The 14,518-nt window shown below is 56.5% G+C and carries 10 protein-coding genes and 1 pseudogene; 2 read left to right on the plus strand and 9 right to left on the minus strand.

The features are described from left to right. Positions 1-11: 11 nt before the first annotated feature. The 9 genes from tssH to ACERY3_RS19625 form a co-directional block, all read right to left on the minus strand. Positions 12-2,702 (minus strand): type VI secretion system ATPase TssH, encoded by a 2,691-nt coding sequence (gene tssH, locus ACERY3_RS19585; RefSeq protein ID WP_373226312.1) that lies wholly within the window; start codon positions 2,700-2,702, stop codon positions 12-14. A 178-nt stretch (positions 2,703-2,880) separates the two neighbouring features. Then, entirely contained in the window at positions 2,881-3,372 is a 492-nt protein-coding gene (tssD, locus tag ACERY3_RS19590) for a type VI secretion system tube protein TssD (protein ID WP_373226313.1), read from the minus strand. Positions 3,373-3,385: 13 nt separating this feature from the next. Next, on the minus strand, positions 3,386-5,098 hold the full coding sequence (locus tag ACERY3_RS19595; RefSeq protein WP_373226314.1) for an OmpA family protein: 1,713 nt from the start codon (positions 5,096-5,098) through the stop codon (positions 3,386-3,388). After that, on the minus strand, positions 5,095-5,778 hold the full coding sequence (gene tssL, locus ACERY3_RS19600) for a type VI secretion system protein TssL, short form (protein WP_373226315.1): 684 nt from the start codon (positions 5,776-5,778) through the stop codon (positions 5,095-5,097). Before tssL ends, ACERY3_RS19595 begins: the two co-directional genes overlap by 4 nt. Continuing rightward, complete coding sequence (gene tssK, locus ACERY3_RS19605; RefSeq protein WP_373226316.1) at positions 5,775-7,115, minus strand: type VI secretion system baseplate subunit TssK; 1,341 nt, start codon at positions 7,113-7,115, stop codon at positions 5,775-5,777. The genes tssL and tssK overlap by 4 nt, the downstream gene beginning before the upstream one ends. A 14-nt stretch (positions 7,116-7,129) precedes the next feature. After that, a complete protein-coding gene (gene tssC / locus ACERY3_RS19610; RefSeq protein ID WP_373226317.1) occupies positions 7,130-8,668 on the minus strand; it encodes a type VI secretion system contractile sheath large subunit in 1,539 nt (512 codons plus the stop codon). Between the two features lie 29 nt (positions 8,669-8,697). Then, a complete protein-coding gene (tssB, locus tag ACERY3_RS19615) occupies positions 8,698-9,195 on the minus strand; it encodes a type VI secretion system contractile sheath small subunit (RefSeq protein WP_373226318.1) in 498 nt (165 codons plus the stop codon). An 896-nt stretch (positions 9,196-10,091) separates the two neighbouring features. Then, the gene (locus ACERY3_RS19620; protein WP_373226319.1) at positions 10,092-10,721 is read right to left on the minus strand and encodes a helix-turn-helix domain-containing protein; all 630 of its coding nucleotides are present in this window, start codon (positions 10,719-10,721) and stop codon (positions 10,092-10,094) included. 35 nt (positions 10,722-10,756) lie between these two features. After that, a complete protein-coding gene (locus tag ACERY3_RS19625) occupies positions 10,757-11,386 on the minus strand; it encodes a DUF2913 family protein (RefSeq protein WP_373226321.1) in 630 nt (209 codons plus the stop codon). A gap of 232 nt (positions 11,387-11,618) precedes the next feature. On the opposite strand from ACERY3_RS19625, the pseudogene ACERY3_RS19630 reads away from it, so the two are divergent. Further along, positions 11,619-11,768, plus strand: a pseudogene (locus ACERY3_RS19630) (integrase); the annotation flags it as partial. A 325-nt stretch (positions 11,769-12,093) separates the two neighbouring features. After that, positions 12,094-14,499 carry an EcoAI/FtnUII family type I restriction enzme subunit R gene (gene hsdR, locus ACERY3_RS19635; RefSeq protein WP_373226322.1) on the plus strand — a complete coding sequence of 802 codons (2,406 nt, stop codon included), beginning with the start codon at positions 12,094-12,096 and terminating at the stop codon, positions 14,497-14,499. Positions 14,500-14,518 lie beyond the last annotated feature (19 nt).

Consider the following 14,518-nt stretch of genomic DNA (forward strand, 5'->3'; position numbering starts at 1 on the left):
GGATGGCGGGTTTACGCTTCGCGGTTTGCCCTGGCGTCAAATTCCATCACGATACCTTCGTCCTCATTCCAGCCCAGCGTCAGGTGCTGCGGCTTCTGTCCGGCAGCGAGGTGATGCAGCAGCTGCTGGCTCAGCACCGGGAGTATCTGCTGGTTAAGCAGGCTGTCGATATTGCGCGCCCCGGTGTCCGGCAGCAGACAGGCCGCCGCCAGCGTGTCGTACAGGCTTTCATCGATGGTGGTGGTGATGCCGTAGTGGCGGGTGAGTCGTTGCATGACCTTCTCCAGCTTCATCGCCACGATGGTGCGCAGCGGGGCTTCACCGAGCGGGCGATACAGCACCGTCTGAAAACGTGCCAGCAGCGCAGGCTGGAAGTGGTCGCGCAGCAGCGGGCGGACGAGCGCGTGCAGCTCACCGTCAGTGGTCTCCGGGTTTTCCGTTAATTGCTGCATGATGTATTCGCAGCCCAGGTTCGAGGTCATCAGGATGACGGTGTGGCGAAAATCAATCTCGCGTCCTTCACCGTCGCGCATGAATCCCCGGTCAAACACCTGATAGAACAGGTTCATCACGTCCCGGTGGGCCTTTTCCACTTCATCAAGCAGCACCACGCTGTAGGGACGTTTGCGTACCGCTTCGGTCAGAATACCGCCCTGGCCGTAGCCGACGTAGCCCGGCGGGGAGCCCTTTAGCTGGCTGACGGTGTGCGGCTCCTGGTATTCGGAGAGGTTGATGGTAATCAGTGACTTTTCCCCACCGTACAGCGCGTCCGCCAGCGCGTGGGCGGTTTCAGTTTTGCCGGTACCGCTGGGGCCCGCCAGCAGGAACACACCCTGTGGCCCGTTCTCCGGCGTCAACCCGGTTTTTGATGCCCTCAGGCGCTGTGCAATGGCAGTGAGTGCCGTCTCCTGCCCCACCACGCGCTGTTGCAAATGCGCCTCCAGATGCAGCAGTTCGGTCTGTTCATCCTTCAGCAGTGACGAGAGCGGCACGCCGGTCCAGTCGGCAATCACCTCGGCCACCGTGCGGACATCCACATCCGGGCACAGCAGCGGGTTGTTCTGCTGCAGGGTGTGCAGCTGTTGCACAAAGGCAGCGGTTTCGGCCTGCTGCCCGGAGGTCTTGCGGCTGTCCAGCAACTGCGTGACCAGTTGCTTCTCCTGGCTGTAGCGGACTTCAAGCATCTGCTGCTCGGCAGTGAGCTGGCGGGTCTGCCGTGCAATCTCCGTCAGTCGGGTATCGGGCACGGACTGGCCCACCGCCTGGTCCTCCAGCAGGGCCTCCTCTTCCAGCACCAGCGCGTTCTCCTGCACCGCCAGCCGGGTGAGGGCCTCCGGGGCCGTGTCGAGACTCATGCGCACGCGGGCGGCAGCGGTATCCAGCAGGTCCACCGCCTTGTCCGGCAGCTGGCGTCCGGTGAGGTAGCGTCGCGACAGCGTGACGGCGGCGCGAACTGCCTCATCGCTGATGTGCACGCCGTGGTGCTCCGCGTAGCGGGACTTGAGGCCCCTGAGCATCAGGCAGGCTGTATCGTCATCCGGCTCATCCACTTTCACCATCTGAAAGCGCCGCTCCAGGGCAGCATCGCGTTCAAAGTACTGTTTGTATTCCGACCAGGTGGTGGCGGCAATGGTGCGCAGTTCGCCCCGGGCCAGGGCGGGCTTGAGGAGGTTAGCCGCGTCGGCCCCGCCTGCCTGATTGCCCGCACCAATGATGGTGTGGGCCTCGTCGATAAACAGCAGCACGGGGTGGTCAGACTGCTGCACGGCATCAATGATGTTTTTGAGGCGCTGTTCAAATTCGCCTTTGACACCCGCACCGGCCTGCAGCAGACCGAGGTCGAGGGTGCGCAGGATGACCGGTTTCAGGCTCGCCGGGACGTTGCCTTCCGCGATACGCAGCGCCAGCCCTTCGACCAGGGCGGTTTTACCCACGCCCGGCTCCCCCACCAGTATTGGGTTGTTCTTGCGACGTCGGGAGAGAATGTCCACCATCTGGCGAATTTCAGTGTCACGCCCGAATACCGGGTCGATTTTCCCGTCGCGGGCTCTGGCGGTCACGTCTGTGGTGAAGCGGTCAAGCACGGCCAGCAGGGCCGCCGTGGGTTTACCTTCTTTTGTGGCTGAGGCTGCTGCCCCGCCCGCGCCGACCGGACGACCGACAAAGGTCACGTTACCGTTGCCAGTATCATGGCTGTCATCGGCCATCATTTCCGCTTCTTCACGCTGGACGTCCGGGCGTTCATCGGAGTGCATATCCAGCAACGGGCGCAGCTGCGCTATCTGCCCGGCCGTCAGGGAGAGCAAAGGCCAGAGGCCGTCGCAGCGCAGCAGCGACGGATGGCTGCGAAACGCCATCAGTAAATGGATACTGCGTATCTGCTCTTCTCCCGCCATCGACGCACACAGCCAGGCCTGACGCAGCAGTTCGTTAAACTGCGCAGACAGCTGCGGACGGCTTCTGACCGAACGGGGCAGACGGTCCAGGTATGCCAGTAAATCCTGCCAGACGGCATCCATGTCCCATTCATAACGGCGGGCCAGCACGGTGAGGTCGCCCTCCCCCTGCTCCAGCAGCTTCAACAGCCAGTGCTCAGGATGAATTTCCGCATGGGAACGGGTCTGGCATAGCGTGGCAGCCCCCTCCAGCGCGCGGGCGCAGAACGGGTTGAGACGACGTAACAGTACAGCAGGATTTTCCATGTTCATTTACTCGCAGTCGGGGATTTCAGACACGCTACCGCCCATCGCCGTTTCCCGTAGATAAGGAGCCCCAGGCGCATCAGGTCAGTTTTTCGGATTGTGGTGTTTTTTTGCTCAGCACCCGCAGGGCAGGAACTGAACAAAAAAGGCGGACAGAAAGGGCTGTCCGCCAGAGGGCTTACGCGGTGGCGCGTTCGTTCCAGGAGTCGGAATGAATGATGTTGCCGTCCTTGTAGGTCCAGGTGATTTTTTCGTAGCGCAGCTCAAGCTGCTCCAGATGATTGTGTTTCTCGTAGGAAGGGTCCTTGATGTCGTGCATCACCGGATTCACCTTCACCACTTTCACGTTCTCAAGCAGGGTGTTGAAGTACTCCACTTCCTGACCGGCATCGTTGATTTTGTACCACTTAAATTCCGCAGACTTCAGGGTCTGACCGGTGGTCACCGCCTTGTACAGGTACGGGCTGGCGCTGTCGATTTCCTTGGTGAGCATGAACGGCGTGTGGATACGGGTGCCGGTCAGCTTGCCGGTGTTGTTGTCAGTCGGGATGTAAAGCTTGTGCTCCTGTGCGACCACTTCGATGCTGCCCTCGCGGTCCTTCACGTCCACAGAGCCCTTGATGTCCGCACCGCCGTCGTCTTTCAGCCACAGATAAACCGGAATTGCCATTGGATTGCTTCCTTTATTCATGATGTTGAGAGGCGCCATCATCCTGTGATGACGCAGGGTTTACGCCCGGTATCCGGCAGGCATCCGCCTGCGGCACCAGACTGATTTCAACCCGACGGTTGGCCGCCCGGCCCGCCGTCGTGTCATTCGCCTGCAGGGGACGGGTGGCCCCGTAGCCCTGCACGGCAAAACAGCTTTCCGGCACGCCGCCGGTGTCGCGCATCCAGTCGCGTACCGCTTCGGCCCGTTTCAGGGAGAGCGTCTGGTTCAGCACGGGACTGCCGGTGTTGTCGGTGTGCCCGCTGACCACAATCAGCCAGCCGGGTTTTGCTTTGATGCCGACCAGTGCATTCACCAGCACCTTTATGGAGCCGGGTTTCAGGGTGGCGCTGGCGGTGTCGAACAGCGACAGGCTGTCGAGGCGCACGGTGGAAGGCGTGGCTGTCACCGGACGTGGTTCCGGGGAGGTCGCCGCAATCTGTGGGGTATAACCGCGCAACGTGTCCAGTACCGGCAGATACAGCCGTTCGCCACGGTACATCCCCAGCCCCAGACGAAGCGGTTCACCATTGCGGGCGTAGTCATCCAGCTGTGCTGCATCCTGCTGCAGTTGTTTTACGGCAGCAGCGCGACGCTCGCTCTGGCTGCCCGCATGGACATACTGCAACATGTCAGCAGCCAGTCGCTGCATTAACTGATGGTTATTCCAGGCACTGCTGCACAGGGCCACCACGGCTGCCAACAGGAACATTCGCAGCACGCTGCGCCCTGCCCGTTGTCGGGCCGTCAGCCCGTGCCCGCCGGGCAAGGATGACAGAATAAAATCCGGCAACGCAGGGAGGTGAGAGACCTCATTTGCGGCAGGCTGCCAGCCAGCAACCCGCTGTAGCGCGGTATGTTCACGTAACCAGCGCGTCCAGAGGGAGGAGGACGGTGAACCATCCACAAAAGGGATGCAGCCCCACAGCACGATGGACGGTGATACGGCAGGAAAATCAGCCTGTACTTCGCCCAGCACATCCGTGACGTGCCGCTGACACCATGCGCTCAGGCTATTTATCAGTATCTGCTGCTGTACAGCGCATGAACCACAGGCGGCCATCCATGAGGCTACCGGCCCATGCGCCACCTCACCGGACCAGACGCTGACATGCCCCCCCGGCAACAGCACCTGCCACAGCGGGACGGGTGTCAGGGAGGAACTCACTACAGAACAGAGCACCAGCGGCAGTGCGCCCCCAGTCTCCCGGCGGCCCTGGCTGAGCTGTCCCCGCAGAGAGAGCAGGCGGCCGGTCAACACCGCGGTATCGGTATGCTGCTGCGGACAGATGCAGACCATCACCGACAACTGTGTCCCCCACCCCGGACGGACCTGCAACAGCTCCCGGACCACCTGTGCCACATCCTGCTGCACTGGCACACGGATACGGCAGCCTGTTGTCGTGATCTGCACGTCTGGCGCATCCTGCCAGAGTGCGTCAGAATCGCCGCAGACCAGCATCACTGGTTGACAATACGAGGCCGGAGGCAGTGTCCCGACCCAAAAAGACGAGGCCGCTGTGGTAGAAGCACGGCGGCGGGTGAGCAGCAGCGCGGCAATTCCCGCCCACAGACAGACCGTGAGCGCGATGGCGACAGGTAGGGAGACCGGCAGAAAGACCAGACAGAGTGCCGACGACAGCAGGGCCGCCCATAGCGCCAGCGCACGTTGTAGCGTCTGGCTCATTTCACCACACCCGGCAACAGTGATCCGAGGATCTGATCGAGCCAATGATTTAACCCCCACCACAGCCCGGCCAGCAGTAATGCGCCGACGGCCGTCTGCAGCGGCCAACTGCTCAGCCAGCCCGAAAGGCGGTAACCGGCCTTCATGCCCGCCAGCACCGGCTGTGACTGCGCATAACGCAACGGGGGGACCCGTGCGGCTAATTCAGTGACCAGCTTTTGACGTTCAGGCGCATCCAGTGCCCGGTATTCCCCAAGGAATCCCAGCATCATCGCCCGGTGAAAACAGGTGAGTACCCGCTGATCTGCAGACGGATCACGCAGTACCTCACGCATCCGCGCGCACAGCGCATCCCCGGCATCAATATTGCCGAAAAAATGGCCCTGCAACGGCATCACGTACCACTGAACCCAGGCATCATCCTGTACGTTGCGGCCTTTCACCGCTTCATCGAGCAGCGAACACTGGACGTAGAGAATATCTTTCCGGCTGGCCTCATCCATTCCGGCCTTCTCCAGAACGCTCTGCACCCTTTCGGCAGTGGCCACACAGTACGTCCAGAAACTCTGCCCTTCTCCTTCCTTAATTGTTGGGCCGTGGCGCAAACTGATAACCTGCAGCCAGGTGTCCTGCAACAGGGCGTCGATATCCACAGATTGGCGTTTCGGGTTATCACTCATGTCCGCAGCACCACAAACAGTTCAAGTTCCGGTTCGCCCAGCGTTCCCGGTGTGTAAAAGACACAGTGACCACTGTCCAGCATCGCCTGAGCCGCCGGGCAGGAAAGGTCGAGAGAGAAATACTGATTCTCCATGCGCAACGGTACTGCAGCCGGAACATGACGCAGCGGCTGAAGGGGAATACCCTGACGTGACGCATTCACAAGATCCGTGACCTCATCCGGGCAGCCGACTTTGCACTGCCGTGGAAACTGTTCCTGGAGCTGTGCCACGGGCATCGATGAGCGCACCGACAGATACCAGTCGGCGCCTTCGCGCAGTCGGGCATCCCGTAAATCCGCATGCCACTGGTGCAGCCGTTTATCGAAGGTGAGTTCAACGTTGATCACCCGTGATGGCAGGCTGGCTTCCAGCAAATCACTCAGCAGATCGAATAACGCCGGAAAGACACTTTCCGGCCGGGCATGATCGTATTGCGGAATAACACTCGCCTGATGGTCCAGCGAGAAGGTCAGCAGATTCCCTGCCAGCTGGGCCAGCACAGGCCACAGCCTCTCCGGCGGCGTCTGTGGAAAACGGAGAAAACTCTCCAGCAGCGGATCCGCGCCGTTGAGCGCATTGAGCAACCAGAACAGCGACACGTCCGCCACGGCAAAATCGGCCATGCGTTCGTTACTCTCCCGACGCATGGACATGAGGCGCTGAAGACGCGCCCGTAGTTGGGTCAGAAGTCGCCCGAGGCTATTCGCCAGCCAGGGGCTGGCCCGCATGCTCAGCAACGGCGGCAGAAAGGTCTCATCCGGCACCCAGTTCCCCTGCGGCTCGCGGTGCAGGCGCGCCACCGGACAGGTCAGGTATTCGCTGTTGTCCTGAGAGGCCAGCCGGAGTGAGACTTCATGCTGCAGCACGGTTATCTGACGGGTGCCGTCACCGTACTGATCGCGGATTTCACGCCACTGCTGGCGGTAACGGATCGGGCGCTCGGCCCGTTCTTCCGCTTCCAGACAGTTGCTCTCACCGCTGTGCAGCAGCGGCAGGGCCAGCACCACTTCAACCTCACCGGTGAGTCCCTCCAGTGCCAGGACCGGTGCCGGGGTGTCGGTGTTACCGGTCTCAATCAGCGTTCCGTCCTGAAAACGCACCGACAGTCGCTGCACCTGCAGACGCTCCACCTTCAGCGATTCGGTTTCAAACGTGGCTTCCAGCACGCCCCAGGGGTGATTCAGCCCCATCTGTGCAATACACTCACTCTGCCAGGCTGACGCCGTGATTTGTTGCTGAAAGTGGTGCTGGGAAATGAAAACACCTTTTCCCCAGTACGGTTGTGTTATCTTCACGCGCCCCTCCGGCGTCAGTCTTTCGCCTTCGGCATCTTGCTGACCAGAGACAGATTGACGTCCATCCCCTCCACCTGGAAATGCGGCACCGCAAACAGCCTCACGCGGAAGAAGCCCGGGTTATCATCAATGTCTTCCACCACCACTTTGCCTTCGCGCAGCGGGTGTGACGCCTGTAGCGCATCGCCCGGGTCGGTCATCTCCGTCACCAGACCGCTCAGCCAGCGGTTCAGCTCCTGCTCCAGCACCCGGCGGTCTTTGGTGGTACCGATGTTCTCGCGCTGAATTACCTTCAGGTAATGCGCAATGCGCGACATCAGGAAGATATACGGCAGACGGGCGTTAATGCGGCTGTTGGCCGTGGCGTCCGGTGTATCGTACAGCGCCGGTTTCTGGGTGGAGTTGGCCGAGAAGAAACAGCTGTAGTCACGGCCTTTGTAGTAGGACAGTGGGATCAATCCGAGATTGGAAAAATCAAACTCGCGGGTTTCGGAGATCATGATTTCAGACGGAATTTTGACCTGGCTGCCGGTCCCGAGGTCATACAGATGGATGGGCAGGTCTTCCACTGCGCCCCCGGCCTGCGGACCGCGAATTTGCACGCACCAGCCATTGTTCTCAAAGCTGCGCACCATGTTGGCCGCAAAGGCAAAGGACGCACTGGTCCACAGGTATTTGTCGTGATCCGGGCCTTTGACTTCTTCCACATAGTTAAAGCTGCGCACCGGCACGGTGTCCGGGCCATACGGCAGACGCCCCAGCACGCGCGGCATCGTCAGACCGATATAGCGCGAATCATCGCTGTCCCGGAAGCTCTTCCATTTGATATACTCTGCGCGATCGAAATAGTTGGTGACATCTTTGATCGCGGCCACTTCATCGATCGTGTTTTTCATGAAGAACGCCGGGCCCACCGAGCCAATGAACGGCATATGCGCCGCGGCGGACACCTTAGAGATATTACGCAGCAGCGCGATATCCTGCGCAGACGCATCAAACTCGTAGGCAGAGATTAATGCTGCAATAGGCTCACCGCCCGGAGTATCATACTCATTTACATACGTATGTTGGTATAATCCACTCTGGATAATTTCCGGCGCATCCTCAAAATCTTCCCGCAACGCGTCCTTGGACAAATCAAGTAACTCTACGCGAATATTTTTTCGGAAATCAGTTTTACCCACCAGGTGCTCCACACCGCGCCAGAGGCTTTCCACCTTCTGAAACTCCGGGTGGTGGAGGATTTTGTCCAGATCCTGGCTGAGCTGGCGATCCAGTTCGCCGATCATCTGATCCAGCAGGGCTTTATCCAGCTTATCGACTTTACGGGTACCCGACTGGCGCAACTGCTCCAGAAAGACGCCCAGGGCAGCGGTCACGCGCTGGCTTGCACCGGCTTCCGCCATATCGGCTTCATCTTTCCAGGCGCTGATATCGCTGAGCTGCTCAACAGGTACCAGGTTGATTTTATTCAGTAAAGATGTATAGATCCCGGCAGACTGCTCCTGCACCAGAGTTTCTGTCGTTGTGGCTGTCGTATTTTCTGCTGACATGGTTTATCTCGTGAATGGAAGGAGGAAGATCAGACGTCCTGAGGAGCCAGCGCGGAAATATCGGCGCGAAGTTCGTCGCTCAGGGCGGGGTCACGCAGGATATTGAGCAGCTCGCGGCGGAAACTGGCGTCATCCAGCAGGTTCGCTTTGAGATCGCGCAGGAGATTGCGCATCGTGAGCATCGCCTGCAGTCGTGGCACTTGCTGTGCAATGCACTCAGGGGTAAAATCTTTCATATGGCGGAACGTGAGGTTGATCTTCTCTTCCGTTTCTTCATCACCGTCTGTATGCTTCACGTCAAAGCTTGCCGACGGCGCGAACTCTGCCAGCACCTGCTGCATGTTCAGCTTATTGATATTGACCTTATTCCTTTCTGAAAGCGGTGCCGTCTCCCGGCCATTACTAAAGTCTCCCGACACGACCAGCTTCAAAGGGAGCTCAGCCTTCTTCTGCGCGCCTCCCGTGAAAACATCCAACTTCAGATTAATACGTGCTTTGGGTATTTCTGACTGAAAAGAGTTAGACATAACTGTCCCTGTTCTGTGGGTTAATAATGTCAGCCAGTATCCCTGTGTCTTTAGTGCAACAGCGTCACTCCGCTATTTTGTTTGCACTGCGACAAACTCAAATCACAGTATTAATGATCGTGCTTATTTATTTTATAAGCACGACAGACATCAATTACCCATGAAAACAGGGATAAAATATCGGCCAACCGAAGCGGGAAACATACGAACGGTTTTTTAACAGGGATATTCATTTTTTGTAACCTGGTGATACCAGACGTAAATTTAATGAATTCACAGTGCCGACATTCAGGCCTGGCGTGGGACAGGGGCGGGAAGACAAACAGGTATGACCTCAGGCTGTCACGCAGGCAAAAATCTGACGCGTCATTAAGGCCAGTAGATTAAACGGCACAACAGAGAAGGCCCTGCGCATTCAAGTGGATGGCGCTCGCCAGCGTTGCGTGGCCTGGGCTGCGACTACAGATAGGGTGGGTGTATTGCGAGTTTTACATGTAGCTAAGTACGGGGATCTGGTGATCAACAGCAACCATGCCCGGTATTGGTACACATCGACTGAAAATGGGCTCTCCGGCCACTCAGGGTTAACCCTTCATCGCAGGCCGAAGAGCCAGTATGGACCGCCATCCGGGCCTCAAAGCCCGCACCTGCAACATCAGTGTCACCGGCTCTTTCCTGCTGAGCGAATGGCGGTCAGTGTTTCCAACACGGTGGCGGATATTACGAACGGGAAATGAGTCACACAAGGGCTGATGATTAACAATACGTTTCAACTGAATTTCAGATGTTAATTAAGGTGTGGTTTTATAACGGGTGACCTGATAAACGGGACGGGGCGACGGGACGTGAAAGAGTAAAGATAGGCTCCTGTAACGATGGATCATCACGAGGGCGCGTTACATGCCATCATATCGATAAACCGGAACCCGGCGGGTTGTCCCCGTCAGTGTGTCGAAGATGTCGGTTTCTGAGGTCGCAATTACCATCCCTGTCTTACGCAGTCGCAGCACATCCGCCGCCATACGCTGGCAACCGAACCAGAAGAGAGCATCCAGTGCGGTCACCGGCAACCCTGAGGCAAGTGCCAGCCTGATACGCTCTCGGGGCGATTTCACCTCCTTTGCGATCTGCTGAAAGGGTACTGCCGAAACGCCATCAGGGCTCACACGGCGTATGCGGGTCACCAGGTGATAACGGAACGCGTCCGGTATTGCGCTGAGATCGGTCTTCAGGCTCCAGACGCAGCCAAAACGTTTCCCGTTGAAAATCGCATCTTTCTGATTAAGCAGTAGCTCATCTCGCAGACCGGCGATCAGCTGTGGTGTACGGAGCAACAGTAAGCGGAAAGGCAGCTCAAAACTGGTCACGTAATCGACGTTGAGCAGGGCAATACGCAGGCGTTCTTCTGCTCCGGCTTTCAGATGGCGGCATTCCTCCAGCACGTCGGCCCACTGCCGGGTCAGGCGGGGCGACTCGTCAGCGCATGAAAAATGATACTTTTCCAGGTGATAATCAATCCGCTCCATGCTCATCCTTTTACGGTAGTGTTGCTAACAGCACTTCAGATATCGGCTACTGGCAACAACGATAACAAACACCACCCGGCGTGTTGCTCCTGAATGACATAACGCAACGCCCGCGCATCAAACGCATCGCCAACGACACGCACCTCTCCAGCAACGATAAACTCCACTGGCGCGGACTGCTTACCCTCTTCAGTAAAATGGCGCTGCAGTTCGGACTTTCTCACCAGCAACGCAGGTACGTCCGCGTATTCGGCGGACAGGGTTTCAGGAACCCACTCTTCCTCCGCCACCACGGCATTGACCCAGCCCTGTGACCTGAGATGTTCGATAGCGTATGTCAGGCGGAACAAATCCGACTGCTGTACCAGCGGCTTCGTGCTGGACTGGAGGAGGTATTCCAGCCGCTTTAACAATCCGGCTGTGAGGCCTTTCTGGCGTCCGAGTCGTAGCAGGCTGTCGATGTCGGAAGCCACAGAGCGCGGAAAGCGGCGCTGTTTTTGCGCATCAGCGAGCCAGCGAACTAAAAAGGTGTGAATGGTCAGCGGTGACAGAGCCTGACCGTCCTGCTGAGCCAGTCGTAACCCCACCAGCGCGCACCAGGCAAAATGCGCCAGGTCAGCCAGTGATTCTTCGGGAGGTAATGCAGTGAGATTCTTTTTATTCATGACGGGGATTATATCGGCAGCACGTAGCGCGGAAAAGGGATGAAGGCCGGAGGGATAACATCAGCGCCGAAGAGTGACATCTTTCCTCATCGTCAGACTGCACGCTCAGGCGCAAATAACGCCTCTGCGCGGTAAGCTGGTTAAATGGCGCAGTGAAAGCATCCCGACCTGTGCGACTGATAACGAGCGGCGTGATAGTAGTTACGCCAGCAAAGACGGTATCGTGGCATAGTTTAGACACACGATGAGTACTATTCATCACGAACAAAGCTATAACTCGGCGTGGATTTAGACGCAGCTTGCCTACGTGGATAAGAACAGTCTCCGTTGCACTTACAACCACGCTAGATACCTGGATGGACGACGCGAGATGCTACCGTGATATGCCAACTATTATACTATATTGACAACCAGAGCGCGGCGGGGAATGGAGAAAGTAAAACAACGTTATTATATTAGCCTCAGAGAGTAAGCTTCTGAAAAGGCTATGGAAGAAGCACAACTCACAGGGATATAGATTGTATGCACTGGCTCTTGGCTATGAGCCTACAAGAAGATCAGCGAGCCGATGAAAAAGATGTGTTGTATCATGAGACTTGAATTTTTGGAGCGTATTTTATCGGCCGGATTTAGGTCTGAGTCTAATTAATGCACATTTTCATAGTGTCTGAGGCATATACACCGGAACGTTGAAGGAGCTTACTGTCATGGATAAATATCAGCTCAGCGAGCGTGATATCTGCACAAAATTCATTACACCCGCTATTCAACAAGCTGGCTGGCAGCAGCATCAGTTTCGAGAGGAAGTCAACCTCACCGATGGCCGTGTCATGGTACGCGGTAAGATGGCCTCTCGAGTCAAAAACCCTGAAGCTAAAGGAGGTCCTAAACGTGCCGATTATGTACTTTATGCAAGACCAAACGTGCCTATCGCAGTTTTAGAGGCCAAACAGGCGAAGTTCTCCATTGGGCACGGTATGCAACAAGCTCTAGCCTATGCCGAAATGCTAGACGCGCCGTTTGCCATTAGTAGTAATGGTGATGGTTTTCTCCTGCATGACCGAACTGGCCTATCCCTGCCTGTCGAACGCGAGCTTCAGCTTACCCAATTCCCGACCCTGGCCGATTTGTGGACGGTATATCAACAATGGAAAGGATTAGTTGCACCTGAAGCTGTAACGCTGATTGAACAGCCGTTTTATACCGATGGCAGTGGTCGTGAACCACGTTACTATCAACGTGTGGCAATCAACCGTGCCATTGAAGCTGTAGCCAGAAGGCAAGCACGAATATTGCTGGTCATGGCCACCGGTACAGGGAAAACGTATACAGCTTTTCAGATTATCTGGCGCTTATGGAAAGCAAAATCCAAGAAACGCATTCTGCTTTTGGCCGACCGTAATATCCTCGTCGACCAGACCATGCAGCAGGATTTCGCCCCTTTCGGTGAGGTGATGCATAAGGTCACTAACCGCGAAGTCAAAAAGAACTATGAGATCTACCTTGCTCTCTACCAAGCGGTAACGGGGAAGGAAGAATGGAAACAAATCTATCGCCAGTTTCCAGGGGATTTCTTCGACTTAGTCGTGATTGATGAATGTCATCGTGGCAGCGCCGCGGAAGACTCAGCATGGCGCGACATCCTGGATTATTTCACTACAGCCACCCACATTGGCCTAACAGCCACACCGAAAGAAACCAATGAAACAAGCAATACCAGCTATTTCGGATACCCTATTTATACCTATTCGCTCAAGCAGGGCATTGAGGACGGTTTTCTTGCCCCCTACAAGGTGATACGCATTGCAACCGATGTTGATGCAGTCGGCTTCATACCAGAGAAGGGCAAAATCGATAAACTAGGCCAGGTCATTGAGCAACGGCAGTACAACACAAAAGACTTTGATCGCACTCTAGTTCTGAAGAAACGCACATCTCTTGTTGCCAACAAGGTATGGGAATACCTCCAGGCAACCGATCCGATGGCCAAGACGATTGTTTTTTGTGACGACCAGGATCATGCGGAGCGGATGCGCCAGGAGCTGGTAAAGCTCATCCCTGCCGCTGCAAACAATCGCCGTTACGTCATGCGAATTACCGGAGACGATAACGAAGGGAAAGCACAGCTCTCTTACTTTATCGACAACGATGAGCCTTACCCGGTTATTGCCACCACCTCAAAGCTACTTACCACGGGCGTAGATGCTAAAACCTGCAAGCTGATTGTCCTGGACCAGAGCATCAACTCGATGACGGAGTTCAAACAGATCATTGGCCGCGGCACCCGCCTGCGCGAGGACTACCAAAAACTCTACTTCACCATCATGGACTTTAAAGGCGCTACGCGGCTGTTTGCTGATCCCGATTTTGACGGCGAACCCGTGGCGATCTACGAACCTGACCCAGAAGATCCTGTGGTACCGCCAGATGTCGTCACGCTTCCCAGTATAGAAGAACCAGAACCTCTAGCCTATGACTCTAGTCTCACAGATAAGGCAGGAGGCGGCGTAAGCCGAGTAAAGTATGTGATTGATGACGTCAATGTGTGTTTAGCGGTTGAACGTTCGCAATACCTTGATGTCGAGGGCAAGCTCATCACTGAGGACTACCGAGTCCTGCTCAAAAGTGACATTAAAAGCACCTTGCAGGCTAAATTTGGTAACCTAACCAACTTTCTACGGCGCTGGAGTAGCGCCGAACGCAAACAAGCTGTGATAGAGGAATTAACTGAACATGGCGTACCATTCGAGCTCCTGCAACAGGCTGTCGCTAACGGCAGCGAACTGGATGCTTTTGATCTGGTAACCCACGTCGCCTTTGACCAGAAGCCACTCACCCGGCGTGAACGGGCTAACAACGTGAAAAAGCGTGATGTGTTTGGCAAATACAGTGAGCAAGCCAAGGCCGTACTGGAAGCTTTACTCGAAAAATTTGCCGATCATGGTGTACAAGACATAGAAGATGCCAATGTGCTGGAATTACCTCCATTTGACCTATTTGGCAGCAAAACACAAATCCGTCGGGGTATTTTTGGTGGCGTAGAGCAGTACACCCAAGCCGTGAAGGAGCTGGAACTGGCTCTATACGACATATCCGAACAAAAACAGGCTTGATTAAACAGCAGCCCTCAAC

The sequence above is a fragment of the Enterobacter cloacae complex sp. ESBL7 genome, from assembly GCF_041679625.1.
GTDB classification, from domain to species: domain Bacteria; phylum Pseudomonadota; class Gammaproteobacteria; order Enterobacterales; family Enterobacteriaceae; genus Enterobacter; species Enterobacter asburiae_B.